The 13,761-nt window shown below is 43.2% G+C and carries 26 protein-coding genes; 4 read left to right on the plus strand and 22 right to left on the minus strand.

Annotated elements, in window-relative coordinates; all coding sequences use genetic code 11:
• Position 1: 1 nt before the first annotated feature.
• From PS1M3_RS09660 to PS1M3_RS09765, 22 genes are all read right to left on the minus strand, one after another.
• Positions 2–1,735: a terminase gene (locus PS1M3_RS09660; RefSeq protein ID WP_203983876.1), complete on the minus strand. Its 1,734-nt coding sequence runs from the start codon at positions 1,733–1,735 to the stop codon at positions 2–4.
• Entirely contained in the window at positions 1,735–2,409 is a 675-nt protein-coding gene (locus PS1M3_RS09665) for a hypothetical protein (RefSeq protein ID WP_203983878.1), read from the minus strand. Before PS1M3_RS09665 ends, PS1M3_RS09660 begins: the two co-directional genes overlap by 1 nt.
• A complete protein-coding gene (locus PS1M3_RS09670) occupies positions 2,409–2,753 on the minus strand; it encodes a phage holin family protein (protein WP_138740478.1) in 345 nt (114 codons plus the stop codon). Before PS1M3_RS09670 ends, PS1M3_RS09665 begins: the two co-directional genes overlap by 1 nt.
• Positions 2,753–3,244, minus strand: a complete 492-nt coding sequence (locus PS1M3_RS09675) for a hypothetical protein (RefSeq protein ID WP_203983880.1) — start codon at positions 3,242–3,244, stop codon at positions 2,753–2,755. Before PS1M3_RS09675 ends, PS1M3_RS09670 begins: the two co-directional genes overlap by 1 nt.
• Entirely contained in the window at positions 3,241–3,666 is a 426-nt protein-coding gene (locus tag PS1M3_RS09680) for a DUF5675 family protein (RefSeq protein ID WP_203983882.1), read from the minus strand. Before PS1M3_RS09680 ends, PS1M3_RS09675 begins: the two co-directional genes overlap by 4 nt.
• A gap of 149 nt (positions 3,667–3,815) precedes the next feature.
• Entirely contained in the window at positions 3,816–4,391 is a 576-nt protein-coding gene (locus PS1M3_RS09685) for a hypothetical protein (protein WP_203983884.1), read from the minus strand.
• Positions 4,381–4,611 (minus strand): hypothetical protein, encoded by a 231-nt coding sequence (locus PS1M3_RS09690; RefSeq protein WP_203983886.1) that lies wholly within the window; start codon positions 4,609–4,611, stop codon positions 4,381–4,383. The genes PS1M3_RS09685 and PS1M3_RS09690 overlap by 11 nt, the downstream gene beginning before the upstream one ends.
• Before the next feature lie 11 nt (positions 4,612–4,622).
• Complete coding sequence (locus tag PS1M3_RS09695) at positions 4,623–5,000, minus strand: hypothetical protein (RefSeq protein WP_138740473.1); 378 nt, start codon at positions 4,998–5,000, stop codon at positions 4,623–4,625.
• The gene (locus PS1M3_RS09700) at positions 4,987–5,364 is read right to left on the minus strand and encodes a hypothetical protein (protein ID WP_138740472.1); all 378 of its coding nucleotides are present in this window, start codon (positions 5,362–5,364) and stop codon (positions 4,987–4,989) included. The genes PS1M3_RS09695 and PS1M3_RS09700 overlap by 14 nt, the downstream gene beginning before the upstream one ends.
• A 463-nt stretch (positions 5,365–5,827) precedes the next feature.
• A complete protein-coding gene (locus PS1M3_RS09705; RefSeq protein ID WP_203983893.1) occupies positions 5,828–6,058 on the minus strand; it encodes a hypothetical protein in 231 nt (76 codons plus the stop codon).
• Positions 6,055–6,615 (minus strand): zinc finger-like domain-containing protein, encoded by a 561-nt coding sequence (locus PS1M3_RS09710; RefSeq protein WP_203983895.1) that lies wholly within the window; start codon positions 6,613–6,615, stop codon positions 6,055–6,057. The genes PS1M3_RS09705 and PS1M3_RS09710 overlap by 4 nt, the downstream gene beginning before the upstream one ends.
• 1 nt (position 6,616) lies before the next feature.
• A complete protein-coding gene (locus PS1M3_RS09715) occupies positions 6,617–6,811 on the minus strand; it encodes a hypothetical protein (RefSeq protein ID WP_203983897.1) in 195 nt (64 codons plus the stop codon).
• Positions 6,804–7,244, minus strand: a complete 441-nt coding sequence (locus tag PS1M3_RS09720; RefSeq protein ID WP_203983899.1) for a hypothetical protein — start codon at positions 7,242–7,244, stop codon at positions 6,804–6,806. The genes PS1M3_RS09715 and PS1M3_RS09720 overlap by 8 nt, the downstream gene beginning before the upstream one ends.
• Positions 7,241–7,561: a DUF1364 domain-containing protein gene (locus tag PS1M3_RS09725; RefSeq protein ID WP_203983901.1), complete on the minus strand. Its 321-nt coding sequence runs from the start codon at positions 7,559–7,561 to the stop codon at positions 7,241–7,243. The genes PS1M3_RS09720 and PS1M3_RS09725 overlap by 4 nt, the downstream gene beginning before the upstream one ends.
• A gap of 5 nt (positions 7,562–7,566) precedes the next feature.
• Complete coding sequence (locus PS1M3_RS09730; RefSeq protein WP_138740025.1) at positions 7,567–8,169, minus strand: DUF1367 family protein; 603 nt, start codon at positions 8,167–8,169, stop codon at positions 7,567–7,569.
• On the minus strand, positions 8,169–8,459 hold the full coding sequence (locus PS1M3_RS09735; protein ID WP_203983903.1) for a hypothetical protein: 291 nt from the start codon (positions 8,457–8,459) through the stop codon (positions 8,169–8,171). The genes PS1M3_RS09730 and PS1M3_RS09735 overlap by 1 nt, the downstream gene beginning before the upstream one ends.
• Before the next feature lie 9 nt (positions 8,460–8,468).
• On the minus strand, positions 8,469–8,897 hold the full coding sequence (locus PS1M3_RS09740; RefSeq protein ID WP_203983905.1) for a hypothetical protein: 429 nt from the start codon (positions 8,895–8,897) through the stop codon (positions 8,469–8,471).
• Positions 8,894–9,217 carry a hypothetical protein gene (locus tag PS1M3_RS09745; protein ID WP_203983907.1) on the minus strand — a complete coding sequence of 108 codons (324 nt, stop codon included), beginning with the start codon at positions 9,215–9,217 and terminating at the stop codon, positions 8,894–8,896. Before PS1M3_RS09745 ends, PS1M3_RS09740 begins: the two co-directional genes overlap by 4 nt.
• Entirely contained in the window at positions 9,171–10,268 is a 1,098-nt protein-coding gene (locus tag PS1M3_RS09750) for a hypothetical protein (protein ID WP_203983909.1), read from the minus strand. Before PS1M3_RS09750 ends, PS1M3_RS09745 begins: the two co-directional genes overlap by 47 nt.
• Positions 10,269–10,327: 59 nt before the next feature.
• Positions 10,328–10,546, minus strand: coding sequence for a hypothetical protein (locus PS1M3_RS09755; RefSeq protein WP_203983911.1), 219 nt, complete (start codon positions 10,544–10,546; stop codon positions 10,328–10,330).
• Positions 10,546–11,067: a phage regulatory CII family protein gene (locus tag PS1M3_RS09760; RefSeq protein ID WP_203983925.1), complete on the minus strand. Its 522-nt coding sequence runs from the start codon at positions 11,065–11,067 to the stop codon at positions 10,546–10,548. Before PS1M3_RS09760 ends, PS1M3_RS09755 begins: the two co-directional genes overlap by 1 nt.
• Positions 11,068–11,078: 11 nt before the next feature.
• A complete protein-coding gene (locus PS1M3_RS09765) occupies positions 11,079–11,294 on the minus strand; it encodes a Cro/CI family transcriptional regulator (protein ID WP_138740033.1) in 216 nt (71 codons plus the stop codon).
• A gap of 112 nt (positions 11,295–11,406) precedes the next feature.
• Here PS1M3_RS09765 and PS1M3_RS09770 point away from each other — a divergent pair, with 112 nt between their 5' ends.
• From PS1M3_RS09770 to PS1M3_RS09785, 4 genes are all read left to right on the plus strand, one after another.
• Complete coding sequence (locus PS1M3_RS09770) at positions 11,407–12,051, plus strand: LexA family transcriptional regulator (RefSeq protein ID WP_203983927.1); 645 nt, start codon at positions 11,407–11,409, stop codon at positions 12,049–12,051.
• Positions 12,052–12,060: 9 nt separating this feature from the next.
• On the plus strand, positions 12,061–12,363 hold the full coding sequence (locus tag PS1M3_RS09775) for a hypothetical protein (RefSeq protein ID WP_138740034.1): 303 nt from the start codon (positions 12,061–12,063) through the stop codon (positions 12,361–12,363).
• A 169-nt stretch (positions 12,364–12,532) separates the two neighbouring features.
• Positions 12,533–12,826, plus strand: a complete 294-nt coding sequence (locus tag PS1M3_RS09780; RefSeq protein ID WP_138740035.1) for a hypothetical protein — start codon at positions 12,533–12,535, stop codon at positions 12,824–12,826.
• 4 nt (positions 12,827–12,830) lie between these two features.
• Complete coding sequence (locus tag PS1M3_RS09785) at positions 12,831–13,760, plus strand: Rad52/Rad22 family DNA repair protein (protein WP_203983929.1); 930 nt, start codon at positions 12,831–12,833, stop codon at positions 13,758–13,760.
• Position 13,761: the final 1 nt, after the last annotated feature.

A 13,761-nucleotide genomic window follows, 5' to 3' on the forward strand; every position in this document is an offset into this window, starting at 1 on the left:
CTTATATTGCCATCCAATGATTAGGGTTGTGAGGTGCGGGTGAATTATCTTTTACTAGTCGTTTAGGCATACGCACTCGCATTTCTTGGGCAATTGCATAGCTCATTACCTGGTCGTCAAATCCGCCAGGCTGTGCGCCCATACGCCCCTTTTTATCGTAAACAAAGGTGCTGAGCTCGCTTGAGGTGCCGCGCCAAACAATGCCGTCTGTGTCGCTAGAAAGTAATGCGTCTAGCCCACTTGTAAGAATGGGCTTTGATTGTGCGCTTGTGTGCCAGCCTACCTTGCGTGTTTCTTCGTCCGTATCTTCACGATCAATGTGTTCTTCCGTGTAAATCCGGCTCGTTGGGTAAATTTCAACAAGCTCTTGAAGTGTTGCATGACCGTGGTTGTTTCGCTCAACGCCAATATAAGCCTTGTTATACATAAGTCCGATATGCTTGTTTATATGTGCAAACCGCTTAGGGTCTATATGACCGAACCAATGTGCTACCTGTCGCCCATCCGATTTAGCAACAACGTCTAATGAGCTGCGATCGCCATGTTCAAGTCCTTCTGCAACATCGCTGCCGATCGCATAATCTTCGTCTTTGTCTGGTAATTCCCAAATAAGTAAGTAACCAAGCGTTGATTGGGCCAGCTTATCGCTCGCTTTAGCGTTTAAATCAATCTTACCGTTCATTTTTTTCATTGTGCCGGTGTACGGCTCAAGATCATAAACAATCAACGGCTTAATACATCGACCTTCGACACGCATCAAATCATCGCTATCAAATACTTTGCGGCCTGACGTTAAGAAAGCCTCCATCGGTGTAGATGGATATTCCTGCTTCATCTTGCCTTTTTGGTTGCGTTCCTTGCCTATGTACCAGCTTATTTGCTCGTCTGTGAGCTTTGCGCCGTTTGCTTTTTCAACGGCTTTAAAATACTTTGCCTTTTCCTTTGATAGTTTTAAGCCACCTGGCGGCACCGGGGCAACATACTTAGGATCATCAAACCAAGGGTAAAAATGAAACTTAAAGTCTTGCGGGCCTAGTGCTAATCCCGTTGCTAACAACTCCATCGCATCGACTGACATATCAAAGAAGTTACCGCTTGCGCCTTCCGCCGTTGACTCTATAAAAATATAAGAGCCTTCATGTACCGCGTTCAGTGAGCCCGATTGAACCTCGTCTGCTCGTAACGGGTAGTTAGCGCATATCTTGCCGTATTCTGATACGTGTAATACTTGTAGTGTTCCCGAACGAAACGACACGGCAACTCGAACCCAAGAATCGTTATTGAACTTAATCCCGGTACCCGTTTTACTTTTAACTGAGCGCTTACCTGTTTTTAACCAGCTTGGTAGTCGCTCGTAGGGATAAAGTATCTTTGAGGAAAATATAGCGCTCGCTTCGTCCTTGCCCTGGGCGATTACCCCGCACTGCCTATTGTCGTTAAACATGGCATGGTCCAGGATAAAAATTTGTATTGCTGTGCTAAATCCCAACTGACGCGCTTTTAAAATGATGTTTAAAAACCACATCGATACAAACAACACGGTTTGCGCTATACGACAACGAAATAAAACCTCGCGGCCTTTCTCGTCCGCAATAATGTATAAGTTGTTTATTCGCCACCACCAACAATCAAGGTATGGCTCGCAACGCTCTAATAGCTCAACTTCGTCTAATTCAAAGCGTTCTTCTGGTGTTAACCAGGTGCTTTTAGGGTATTTAGCTAGTTTGGGTTGCATTACTGACTAACCACGGTATCTAAACCGCCTGTGCGTTTATCAATGAAATCATCAAGCTTACTAGTGCCGCCAGCTTCTTTGCGTGCTTTAGCTGCTTCATGCTCTGCAATTTCCGCTTGATGTTTGCCCCGCTTGGTAGCGTGAACCAGTGATTTTGTTTGCTGTGCTATGCGCGCCGTTTCTGCGACCAGTTTGCCGCGTGCAAGTGAGTCCGTTTTAATGCTTGATAGCGTTTTAGTTATCGACTCTGCGCGTGTGATATTTCTATCAAGTGCGTTTTCAGCTTTGAACATCGACTCATAAAGCCGCGTTCTTGCATCATTGTCGGTGTCAGGATCATCTAATAGCGCTTGTATGCCCGGTATAGCATCCATGATCATGTGGATGCGAGCTCGACACAAATCAAGTTCATCGTCTAGCGTTGTCGCTTCAACTAACTCGTTAACATCGCCTTTAAAATACTTTGAATACCCGCCGTGTTTAAAGTTGGGCGCTCTTGTGAGCTTTTGGCCTTCATCCTTTACAACCTTGCGCGGTGCTGCTCTTGATGTTCTTATATGCTTTCGCGCAGTGCTGTAGTTTAAATTGTTGTTGTCGCAAAAATCACGCAGCGATATTTTTGTTTCGCTATGCTCTTTTTGGAATAGCTCGTTTAAATCGCCCCATTTTGACACTACTTGCCACCGCTATCGCCCTTAACGCCAAGCTTTTTTTGAAATAATTGCTCGACAATAAATATAGAGCGGCCACCCATATGACCAGCAATGCCCGCACCGGCAGCAGTTAACATAACTGACATGCCCATTTCTTGACATATAAGGACTGTTATCACGCCTGCAAAGCCGCTAATGGACCATTCACCGATCAGTTCAACAACGCTAAAAGGCGCTTTGTCTTTTTTTCGTCTTGATATGTAATTAACTGTTCCGCCCCAAATAGCGAGAAGAACGAACCATACATAACCAAGCCCAGCGTCAATAAGCTGTTTTAAAATGTTAGCCTGATCTAACGGTGTCATTATGAATTACCTGTTTTTGCTTTTATCATGCGCTCAATCATGGGTGTGACATTTTTAACTGCTCGCTCGCCAAAGAGAAAACCAAGCACTAACAGGTTGATAACCCAAAGCGCGCTTTCCTGTGCCTCTGTCAAACTGGCCCAGCTACCGCTAAACACTTTAAAATCAATGTAGAGCGTTGAATAACCCCAAATTGGACGTTGGCAACCGCGTAAAAACAGCATAATCGGACCAAGCAAAGGAATGGTCTTTAAATCTTTTGCAGTACCTTCCATTTCAGCAATGCGATTATTGAACTCTGCTTGCGCTTCATTCGCTAGCTTCTGCGCTTCTAGCGTTTTCTGGTCAACAGCAGATTGAATGCGAAAATCTAATTCAGCCTTTTCTTGCTCACTCATGCTTGGTGGATAATATTCTTTAACCGCCTGGACGACTGAAGAACCCAAACCGCCACTAAAAAAATCAACCGCTTTCGTTAATAAACTTTTCATGCGTTTACTATCTCCAATGTTGCAGGCTTACCATCAAGCAAAATCATTAGCTCATTGAATGCGCCGCCGCTATTCAAAACCGCCCACTCATTACCGACAACACCAAGCGACTTACCTGGCGCAATACAACCGGCTAATTCCGTTGCTTTGTTCGCAATATGTATAAGAATATGTGTTCGTAATGATGGTCCATAGACAGTTACGCCTAAATTTTGTTGCTGTAGCGCGTAGCACGTTCCATGCTTTGGACTTTCGTGGGGTACTAACTCGTAGATTCCACAAGGAACGCAAGAAATAGACGGTTTATTGTTATTCCACTCACGTTCGACAGTAAAACAAACTAACTCGCCTTTTGCGTATAGCTCGCCAAACGTGCCAAAAATACCCTTTGGTGTTGGGAAGCGTTTTAATAAAAGTTTCATAGCAAAGCCTTTTGTTTCGCGCATAAAAAAGCCCGGCTGTTAAACCGGGCAAGCAAGTAGCATAGAGCAAAAAAAATCCGCTCAGTCATAAACTAAGCGGATTTCTTCAACATGTGAAAAGATATATCAATCTTGGGGGGTTTGCAAGCTCACTTAATATCTTCGTTTGCATATTTCATTGCTGGGAAATTGATTTGTTGACGACCCAGCATTTCTTCTGGCATTAAATAATCAGCAAATACAATCTTACTGCCCGTAGTTTGAAAGGCCCTTAATGATTTTTCATCGAACATTCTGCGCTCATCTTGTATTGTTTCATAGCCATACCTAGCAGCTAGACTCCACAAAGCATCAACCTGCTCTATGTTATTCAAATAACCAAACTTAAACGCCAAGTATGACTCTGTAACATCATAAAAGTGCGTCTCTTTAAAGTATTCTTGCACTATTTGGTGGTCACCTTCTAAAATATCTGACAAAACGACACCGTTATACATAACAGAACGCCTCTCGCCCACAAAACAGCCCTTGCGATCGCCGTACAAAGCAACCCTGGTGTTTATGGGGGTTTTTTGCATGTTCAAATTGTTAATAATGGCTATAAGCATTTCATTGCTTTCAAAGCCTTCATCATTTTCACCTATCTTGCGGATATAAAAAACATCGGTGTCACTAGAAACGATAGTAGGCTCTGTGATTTTTAAAAGATCTATTTTATTTGCCATTATCTTGCTCGCTCATTAAGTGATCTTTTTTAAGGTCCATAAGTAGCCCGTACATTCCTTCCAAATTACATCGAGCCTCTTTCAAAAAGTAAGCGTGCTCGCCTTCTATATCTAATTCTTCAAGCATATCCACAGTATCACCCAGCATTTTGCTTATAGCCATGGTGTCGTCATAGTTGCTTATCATATCAATAAGCTCTGCCTTGCTGTATTTAATCATTGTTAGGCTCCTTACTTGTATATTGTTTCAGATATAATTTGCTTGATACTATGTATTGCGGCTAGCTTTTGCGTCTCGCTCCATTCCTCAACTGTCAAAAACAAGCCAGGAAAGTCTTTGTTTAATTTTGCTGCGCCAAGCAAAAGCGTATCAATACTATGTCCTGATCCATTTTTATCTTTGTATTCTAAATAATAATCTTTAAGTGCTATCCACATAGCATCCGGTAAAGATGGCTCATTTTCCCTTGCCATGACCTCAAACTGCCTTGTTATTTCGTTAATACAGCCCGACCAATTAATATCTCCATCAATAATCCCAAAGCCAAAAACATCAATCACCTCTTGCGCCTGCTCAATAATACGCACTGACTTTTTAATTGCTGGCATTGCCACCCTCCGTAACATCTATAATTTTAACATCTTCATTTCTGTACGTTGATTCAAGGCCATCAACGTAAGTAAGTGTTATGTCGTCCTCTGTCGTTGAAAGGTAAACGCTGCTCACCAACCTGGTTACATCAACACCATGAAGTAATATCTTTCTCCCAAACTGCTTACAAACATCAACTGTAAGTGGCTCGATACTACTTCTTGGCTCGTTGGTGATGGTTACATAGCTTTCATCTAGCTTTACAACGTTGCCGTCCTTGAGCCGTAACTCAACCTTTGGCCCATCATCTTCAAAGAGGACGCTTGTTGAACTTACTAACGGTGTTATATCTGCAAGCCATAGTAAAACTCGTTTGCTCATGCTATTTCCTTGAAAGGTTTATTTGATTGACCCGTTAAATATATCGCACCCCTGTCGCACCTGTCAAGTGTGAAATTTCATAGCGTAAAAAGGATCATCAAGTCGATAAACAGGACAAATCGTTATATTTCCCCTTCAATTGTTCCGCTTAAAGCGAACATCAATTAAATATCAACAACTTACATTTTCAATTGTTCCGCCATTTGTTCCGCGTTGTTCACCCTAAATTTATCAATAAACAATAAAAAACGCCCTTAATTAGATTAAGAGCGTTATTTTGTTCCGGTGTTGTTCCGTTATGTTCTTTAATGTTCAGTTAGGTACTTGCCTATGAGTATTGGATACTTAATCATTATCTCTGTTAGTATCCTGTTGGGCTTTATTAGCATGCTATCGGCCTCTCATAATATTGCCGTTTATTGTTATCTTATTCATGCTTATCTCGCTCTTGCTTTAAATATACTTATCTGTGTGCGTTGTTTATATCCATACTTTCTACAATCCACGTATCAATGCCAAATATACTGCGCTTAACAAACGTTACAGTGCTTTGCTCTAAGTAAGTGGTTTTGCCCTTGTAGCTTGCTGTTGGCTCAAGCACGTTATGAAGCATTATTTGAATGCTGTTATATCTAAACGTTTCGGGGTCTGGTAGTCGTGTGGTTGCGTTTGCAAGTTCGGCGGCTGTTATCATGCTACGTCACCCATTTTTACGTGTATATTTTTAAATATATCGCGCTCCCACTCAGCTATAAGCCTAAGCAGCTCCTTTGTTACTTCATCGTGTGCGCTGGTATAGCTTTTATGTCCGATACCGATAATTTTACATCGACTACGGTTTGAAATTGGCTTGCGTCCTCGTCCGTGACACTTAACGCATGTATCAGCTTCTAAGTTAGTGGCCTTTTGCCCTGGTGCTAAACCGCTACCTTCGCAATCATTGCATACAGGCTGAACATGCTCGTAAATAGCTGACATAACCAAGCCGTTTAATGTTTCGGGCTTTATCTTGTATTGGCGTATCTTTACAAACAATGTTGCGTGCATAGTTAGTGAGCGTACAACACGATTAAGCCTTGTTTCTTCACCCACATAACGAAAGTAAGCCCAATTAGTTTGACACTGCGCTAAACCGGCCAGTGCGTGCGCCGCCGTTCGCCAATCAATAACGTCTTGACCACTTCCCCCAAACGTACCAGTGAGATTTAGTGTTTTAGTTGTAAGCTTTGCAAGTAGCTTAATCGGTTGCATATTATCTCACTCCCATGCGTTTAAAGATAGCTGTAACTTCTCTGTGGGCCTTGAAATCTGCGGGCTTAGCAATTAAACCTTCGAGCGCCAAACACGGCCAAGATAAATCAAACGTTTCAATCAAGCCCTGTTTAATCCTCCAGCCGTAAATGCGCTGCTCATGTGTCATTCTTAGCTTTAACGGCTTGTCATCCATAAAGCGCCACCAAAGCAGCATCGCGCTTATCTTCATTACTTCGGCCCTTCCAGCCTGTAATTTGATTGAAATACTTATCGCTTCTTTTAGCTTCTCGCTTTACTGGTCCTTTAAGCGGTGTTACCAGCTTCACTTTATAGCCCTGGCTTTCTAGCACTTGCTGTATTAGCGTGCCGGTCGCTTTGCACTTACCTACGTCTTGGCAAATTTTTTCACGAATGGCGCGTTTATTTTTTACCTTTTCGCCAAAAAGAGGCTTTATCGCGCTTGGGTTTTCGAGCTTTATCAATACTTCTTCTTTTGGACCCGCCGCCGCTATGTACTCGAACATATCGACAAAGCTTAGCGATTCAAGATGAATGATTGTCTTGCCCTGGACGACAGCAACACCGCTTTTTACAAAGTCGGGATCAATACCAATCGTTAAATTCATTTAGCCACCTGCATTAATTCTTGCTCGAGTAAAAGCTTTTGCGTTCTAACCATGCCCTCGTAAGCGTAAATTATTATTTCATCTGCGTTCCCTTCACGCACTCGCCCATCAATTACATCGTGACAGTCTGAACAAGCATAAGCTGAGTGAATATCATCACACTTTTGCGCTACGCCTGACCCTCGTCCCACATGCGCTAGAACGGTCGTTTCAGGATTAAAGTTGCAAACGCCAGGTATGCGCACTTGGCAATCTTTGCCTTTTGCGCTTTCTCGTATTTTTTTACTCTTGATTGGTGGTGTTTTTGTTAGAGACATTTATGCTACCCCATTGCTATGAGTTGATTTATTGCTTGTTCAGCTTGCGCTTCATCATCAAACGTCTTTGTTAGAATGAAATTCCAGCACACTGAAAAAGCTTTTTTATAAAACGCTCTGAACTGTTCCTCACTCATTGCGTTAAAGTTTATTGATTTCGTTACTCGCTTTGTTCCCCTTGGTGTTAACACCAGGTCATAAAGCCCTACTTCTTCTTTTATCCATTCATGCAATGACTCTTTAGACTTGTGCGGTACTTCTACTTTCCCCGCTCTGCTTCTTTTCAAGTCATTAACGTAATGCTTTATAAACTGCCCTAGTCCATCGGAATTAATGCCCGTTGTTCTGCCGTATGCAATTAGGCCGTTAAGCACTTTTTTTTCACTTGGCCCAATTAGCCCGCCCGCCGGCTCCCAATAGTCAAGCGTTAAACCTATTAGGCCCGCCCAATACAGGCGGTGAAAATCTAACGCTCTTGGGTTCATCTTTATTGCTTTGACTTTGTAAGCGCTGCCAACTTTCCAGTTAGCAAGCGTTTCAATGTCAATGTTTGCAGCGGGTATAAGCGCGCCATCTTCGCGCTTAACTAGCGCTACCTCGGCAACCATTAAGCGGCCTTCACTTTTTCTTGGTTTTGGACTTCTTCTTTATGCGCGATCATTAGCACCTCTGCGGCAACAGCAATTAACGAATCCCGTAAGTCTCGCGGTAAGTTGTAGCGTTCAGTGATCACAGTTGTTGCTTTAACAAGTATCTGAGTTGCCTTATCCATATCCGGCTGCTTACCATCATTAATTGACTTTGTTGCGTGATGCTTGGCGGACGCTATAAAACCATCGCTGATCAACTCGCCGGTCGGTGATAATTGTTGCATCGTACTTTTCTTAATTGCTGGCATTGTTTTCTCCTAAGCTGTTTTTCTTGCGTTGTTGAATGTTTTTTCTAGTTGCTCGTTAAGTGAGAAACCTTGATTGGCCGGCACCTTCTTTGATGTGAAGTTGCCAGGGCTCGCTTTAACGTCTTGCATACGGGTGGCCGCTTGCCTGTTTTGGCTATGCGCCTTGTTACGGTTTGCATGTTTATTTTTTGCGGCTTCTTTTTGGTCTTTGATATACTGCGGTACGCTATCAACGCCATGCTCTTTAGCGTGCTTTGCCATCGCGCGGTTAGCCTCGGCTGTCGCAAACCCTATCTGCTTTGGTGTTGGGCTTTTGATCCCGGCAAGGGCTGCGGCTTTTGCTGCTTTTGCTGCGACTAGCGCGTTTTGGTAATCACTGCCTAAAATCTCTTTTAGTGCGCGAATAAACTCTTTTTGGTCTTGCTCGTATGACTTCATCTTCCTGCCCTTCGCCTCAACTGCTTGCGCAACTCTGTAAGTTTACTTTCAGTGCCTTCGCTGCGCGGCCCTTTGCTATGCAGCGGCAGCAAAAAATCACGGCCAATCTCTTTGTGCGCTGCGTGCTGCTTTGGCTTTTTGCACAACGCAAGAAGTTTAGGGATTGACGGCGGATGCTCTGCGCCACTTTCGAGCAGTTCAACACTGGCGGCGGCAACATCATCGGGGTCCTTGAGTTTGTCATTGAGCAAACCAAGCAGATATTTAAAGTCATCACTCCCCAGGCCCCCATGTTCCCGAGTCCATCGACCCGTAAACATTTGATCCAGCCGAGTCCACAGGGCTACCAGTGCTTTTTCTAGGTCCGGCGAGTCCGCGTGATTCCAAGTACGCTTGTGCGTCTGAGTATCGGGTATTAGGATTCGACCGCAATTGTCGATGTGATTGGTTTGTAAGATTGTGCTGACTGCTTTCATGGTTTCCCCCTGTTGTGTATTCATCGTTCCAGCGCTCTTGGTTCAAAAAAGTTGAAGGCATTGGAATAAATTGCCCGCTGTCTTTGGTCCACTGCGGATCGTCAAGCTTGCGCTTTTCAACATGGCTAATAATTTCGCCAATCAAGGCTTTAAATTCATCAGGCTTGGCTTTGAATTTTGCTGCGATTTTTTCAAACGCTTTGCGGCCAGTTGGCTTGCTTTTTTTGCTTGGGTACGATTTCCAAAACGCATCAAATAACGCGGTTACCCCTTGGGGGGTTAGGGGGGTTATTAGATCTTTATTATTAATATCATTCTTATTTAGTGGGTCACTTCGCGGGTCATTGCGTGGGTCATTGCGTGGGTCACAACTAGTAGCAACGCCTTTACTTACGTGGCTTTCGCTTGGGTCATTACGTGATTCACTTCGCGGGTCATTGCGTGGGTCGCTTTTTTGGTTAAATTTTGAGTAGTTTGGCATGGTAATTACAGTGCATTGGGTCACAGTTTTGCCAATTGCTTTGCGCGTTAAAAACCCATCTTTCTCAAGTTTAACTAACGCTCTTTTTGTCGCTGTATAAGCCGAGTCCTCAGTTTTATACAATGAGTTTATAGCTGCCTTTGCCGCAAGCTCTCTCACAGTTGTTACAAACTGCCCAGCGCTTAATTTAAGCCTGTTGCTTCGGTATTCGATGCTTAGCGCCTTAAACGCCGAGTTACGTATCAAATACTGAGCTATAAGCATACACACACCATCATTACTCCACGGCTGCTGATCAATACTTCTGTACGTACTAGCAAAGCCGCCTTTTTCACTCATAAGCTGCCGCCGTTCTTTTTCGTTAAGTCCTCCCTGCTTGTCAGGGAACTTGTAAACTTCAGCTAAATTAGCCATAATATCTCCGTTGAATTGAAACCCGCTATCGTGCCGCCAAAGCTGATGCGGGTTTTGTTTTACTTGCGAGTTGCGTAGTTTCGACTGCGTAGCTCGTTCATTTCTGCACAACCAATGCACAAATTAGTTTTAATCGCCTTCTTTCGCGCTTCTTGTATCTCATTACCACACTCAATACACTCGTCAGTTGGCGTAACGTCTGCTTTCTTTAAGTTGGCAATTAAGCGCGCTTCTGTACGCTCTATTTCTAACTGCGCTGCGTCTGCTGGATCTGCCATTATGAAGCCACCTTTAACGTTGCTTTTGGTGGATTTATTGGGCTAGGGCGAACCATTTGCTCAAGCTCTGCCGTGATATGCAAAACAGCACTGATTGTTTCAAGCGCGTGCTTATGTATATCGTTAAATTCACCTTCGGTTATCACGCCATCTTCTCTTGCCAATCTCACAGACTTAGCAAACCCGCCGGCTGTTTCTTGAAGGTGTAAAACTTGATCGGCCAATTCTTCGTCCGACAAGCCCACTTCTGGCAAATCAATAATTGTTTTGCCTTCGCTGTAAGCCCAGGCGTTCATAATGCGGTAGTCATTAGTGATATGCTGAATAGCAATCGCTTCTTGAAGTGTTAGAACGTGCGAATCAATGTTTGCATTAAGCTTATTGCTAAGCGTTGTTGGCGACTTAGCCATCGCGCGCGCAATATCAGACACGTTGTAGTCACACGCAATACTTCCCGCTGCTTCAATTGGGCATCGAGTGCTTGGTGTCGAGTTTCTCGTACTTTTTTTAGATAAGAGCATTTATAGTTTCCCTATGCTGCAGTTTGGGCTTCGGTTGGTATGCCGTAATCAGCAAGATCAACACTTAGTTTGCCGCCAGTTATTTTTTCTAAATACAGCGCGCGACCAATTGGCATAAGGCCATCTTTAGGCCACTGATTAACGGCACCTCGCGTGAGCTCTGGCGTGAACGCTCTAGCAAGGGCAGATTCGGTTTTATAATAGTTAATTGCGTCTTGTGTTTTCATAAGCGCTCCTTGGTTTGTTATTTTGTATAATAGATTATACGCATCGTTTGTTCAACACAAACAAACAAACTTTAAATATAATGTATAGATTACTAAACACTATCGAGGCTTTATGAGCTTTTCAGAACGGTTAATTTCAAGAATGACTCAACTAAAACTAAAGGGCAGTGACCTAGCTCGGCAGTTAGGCACAGGGCGTGCGTCCGTTAGCCATTGGAGAACAGGGCAAGCGATCCCCTCTGGTGAAAATCTTTTAAAGCTATCCAAGGCGCTTAGATGCAATGCAAGATGGTTAGCATCGGGCGTGGGGAGTATTGATGGTAATATTGAGCTAGAGCTTGGCCCGGATTTACGAGGGAAAGCTCCTTTATTGTCATGGGTCCAAGCCGGAAAATGGAGAGAGATCGATTTGGAAAGCCTTAGACAAGAGTCGGACGTAACATTCTACCAGCACACAGCAAATGTAAGTGACGAGTCATTTGCCCTACGTGTTAAAGGCGATAGCATGACAAGCTTGAGCGGTGGAAAGTCCATCCCGGAGGGATCAGTTATTATAGTGGACCCAAATATTTCAGCAGAACATGGTAAAGTTGTTGTTGCAAGGCTCGATAATAGTGATGAAGCAACCTTAAAACAATTAGTAGAGGATGGAGGCAGTAAATACTTAAAGCCGTTTAATAGCAGCTATCCAACAATTGCTATAAATGGTAACTGCACCATCATCGGTGTAGTAAAGCAGGTTATTCAAGATTTTTAGGGGGTTACAATGAAAAAAGCAACAATAACAGCCATTCTATGCTTTTGTCTTACAGGTTGCGCCTCTAAAGGCATTGGTGTTGGCATGATTAAAGAAAGCGTATTAAGCGAAGTTGAGAAATGCCAATTTGTAAAAAATGTATCCGGCACTAGCGGGTGGGGAGGTTTAGCCGCATCGGTAGGAATTGAAAACGCAAAAGAGCAAGCAAAAGAGCAAGCTTTTTCCGCCGGCGCTACACATATTGTGTGGCAAGCAATTAACGGCGGATTTTCACCAAGCGTTTCTGCAAATGCGTATAACTGCAATAAGTAATAGTCGGCAATAGTCGGCAATAAAACCACCAAGAAAAAGATAGCGTCCATTAGCGGCGCTATTTTTTTGTCTATTTTGTATAATTAATTAAACAAACCTGTTGACCATTCTGTATAAACAGCTATACTTCCTATCAATGTTTAACGAATTAAACAAATTAGGTGTTTATATGGATAACAATACACAATCATTCCCTACCCTTTCGCTAGAAACTAAAACGCTAGTAGCGTCACTTGCTGTTGAGTCGTTTTTATTTAGAAGTCGCTCACATGTAAACGTAGTGACTAACGCGGTTGAGGGTTCTATTTCGTTGTTTGTTTATGTTGATGGCAAAGCTGAAAAGTCATACCTGATCCTACTTGGCGATAAAGATGCCACAGAAAAACTTACCCTGGCGCTTGCTGAAGTACGCAGATTTAAGCGCACCGGCACATTCAATTTAAACCTTAAGTTAGCGAGTTAATACGATGGATACCAAACAAATTCAACGCTTATTATCAGACCCTTTTGAAGCGCACGACATTGAATGGCGCGTGCAACAAAGCGGCGTATCTAGCTCAAGCAACCCATGGGTAATGGTTATTCCTTATATTACTAACCGCGCAATTCAGCAGCGTCTTGATGATGTAATAGGCATTGATGGGTGGAAAAACGAATTTAAAGAAGCCGCCAGCGGCAAAGGTTACTTGTGTGGGTTAAGTATTCGGTTTGGTGATGAGTGGATCACTAAATGGGATGGTTCAGAGTATTCAGATATAGAAGCACTTAAAGGCGCTTTGTCTGGCGCTATGAAGCGAACTGCCGTTCAATTTGGCATTGGTCGTTATCTTTACTCTTTAGAAACTGAATTTGCTACATGCTCTCTTGTAGAAAGCAGGTTCCAAGCGAACGGCGAATATATATTTATAGCAAAAAGCAAAAAGCAAAATAAGAGCGGTGTAGATATTAGCGCAGAATGGTTCCCACCAATTTTGCCTGATTGGGCGCTACCAAAAGCTAAGTTTGACAAGTACCTAAATGCTATCGATCAAGCGACCAGCCTATCAGCATTGCGCGAGCATTACGAGCAAGCTTATAAGTTTGCAATGGCTGTTAACCGTATAGATATACGCGATAGCGCGATTGAAGTAAAAGATCGCAAAAAAGCCGAGCTTGAAGCTAAAGAGCAAGAGGACAGCTTAAACGCTAATAAAAAGTTTCATACCTGGCTAAATACGGCCATTAAAGACCGCATCACTACAGCGGAAAACGAATCAGTTTTAACAATGAACCATAAGCACTTATTACAAGAGCTTAAGGGGCATTGTCGAGCAAACAAAGTAGATAGCAGTGACTTTGTAGCTCAAGTCAACCAAGCGCATACAGAGGCGCTAAACAACCTTAAAAACGGAGTATAAC

The sequence above is a fragment of the Pseudoalteromonas sp. PS1M3 genome (genome assembly GCF_016865405.1).
GTDB classification, from domain to species: Bacteria; Pseudomonadota; Gammaproteobacteria; order Enterobacterales; family Alteromonadaceae; genus Pseudoalteromonas; species Pseudoalteromonas marina.

Excerpts from the sequence above, each read along its gene's own strand:
- PS1M3_RS09660 (WP_203983876.1), bottom strand. The coding sequence starts at position 1,735 with ATGCAACCCAAACTAGCTAAATACCCTAAAAGCACCTGGTTAACACCA.
- PS1M3_RS09670 (WP_138740478.1), bottom strand. The coding sequence starts at position 2,753 with ATGACACCGTTAGATCAGGCTAACATTTTAAAACAGCTTATTGACGCT.
- PS1M3_RS09675 (WP_203983880.1), bottom strand. The coding sequence starts at position 3,244 with ATGAAAAGTTTATTAACGAAAGCGGTTGATTTTTTTAGTGGCGGTTTG.
- PS1M3_RS09680 (WP_203983882.1), bottom strand. The coding sequence starts at position 3,666 with ATGAAACTTTTATTAAAACGCTTCCCAACACCAAAGGGTATTTTTGGC.
- PS1M3_RS09685 (WP_203983884.1), bottom strand. The coding sequence starts at position 4,391 with ATGGCAAATAAAATAGATCTTTTAAAAATCACAGAGCCTACTATCGTT.
- PS1M3_RS09690 (WP_203983886.1), bottom strand. The coding sequence starts at position 4,611 with ATGATTAAATACAGCAAGGCAGAGCTTATTGATATGATAAGCAACTAT.
- PS1M3_RS09695 (WP_138740473.1), bottom strand. The coding sequence starts at position 5,000 with ATGCCAGCAATTAAAAAGTCAGTGCGTATTATTGAGCAGGCGCAAGAG.
- PS1M3_RS09700 (WP_138740472.1), bottom strand. The coding sequence starts at position 5,364 with ATGAGCAAACGAGTTTTACTATGGCTTGCAGATATAACACCGTTAGTA.
- PS1M3_RS09705 (WP_203983893.1), bottom strand. The coding sequence starts at position 6,058 with ATGATAACAGCCGCCGAACTTGCAAACGCAACCACACGACTACCAGAC.
- PS1M3_RS09710 (WP_203983895.1), bottom strand. The coding sequence starts at position 6,615 with ATGCAACCGATTAAGCTACTTGCAAAGCTTACAACTAAAACACTAAAT.
- PS1M3_RS09715 (WP_203983897.1), bottom strand. The coding sequence starts at position 6,811 with ATGGATGACAAGCCGTTAAAGCTAAGAATGACACATGAGCAGCGCATT.
- PS1M3_RS09720 (WP_203983899.1), bottom strand. The coding sequence starts at position 7,244 with ATGAATTTAACGATTGGTATTGATCCCGACTTTGTAAAAAGCGGTGTT.
- PS1M3_RS09725 (WP_203983901.1), bottom strand. The coding sequence starts at position 7,561 with ATGTCTCTAACAAAAACACCACCAATCAAGAGTAAAAAAATACGAGAA.
- PS1M3_RS09730 (WP_138740025.1), bottom strand. The coding sequence starts at position 8,169 with ATGGTTGCCGAGGTAGCGCTAGTTAAGCGCGAAGATGGCGCGCTTATA.
- PS1M3_RS09735 (WP_203983903.1), bottom strand. The coding sequence starts at position 8,459 with ATGCCAGCAATTAAGAAAAGTACGATGCAACAATTATCACCGACCGGC.
- PS1M3_RS09740 (WP_203983905.1), bottom strand. The coding sequence starts at position 8,897 with ATGAAGTCATACGAGCAAGACCAAAAAGAGTTTATTCGCGCACTAAAA.
- PS1M3_RS09745 (WP_203983907.1), bottom strand. The coding sequence starts at position 9,217 with ATGTTTACGGGTCGATGGACTCGGGAACATGGGGGCCTGGGGAGTGAT.
- PS1M3_RS09750 (WP_203983909.1), bottom strand. The coding sequence starts at position 10,268 with ATGGCTAATTTAGCTGAAGTTTACAAGTTCCCTGACAAGCAGGGAGGA.
- PS1M3_RS09755 (WP_203983911.1), bottom strand. The coding sequence starts at position 10,546 with ATGGCAGATCCAGCAGACGCAGCGCAGTTAGAAATAGAGCGTACAGAA.
- PS1M3_RS09760 (WP_203983925.1), bottom strand. The coding sequence starts at position 11,067 with ATGCTCTTATCTAAAAAAAGTACGAGAAACTCGACACCAAGCACTCGA.
- PS1M3_RS09765 (WP_138740033.1), bottom strand. The coding sequence starts at position 11,294 with ATGAAAACACAAGACGCAATTAACTATTATAAAACCGAATCTGCCCTT.
- PS1M3_RS09770 (WP_203983927.1), top strand. The coding sequence starts at position 11,407 with ATGAGCTTTTCAGAACGGTTAATTTCAAGAATGACTCAACTAAAACTA.
- PS1M3_RS09775 (WP_138740034.1), top strand. The coding sequence starts at position 12,061 with ATGAAAAAAGCAACAATAACAGCCATTCTATGCTTTTGTCTTACAGGT.
- PS1M3_RS09780 (WP_138740035.1), top strand. The coding sequence starts at position 12,533 with ATGGATAACAATACACAATCATTCCCTACCCTTTCGCTAGAAACTAAA.
- PS1M3_RS09785 (WP_203983929.1), top strand. The coding sequence starts at position 12,831 with ATGGATACCAAACAAATTCAACGCTTATTATCAGACCCTTTTGAAGCG.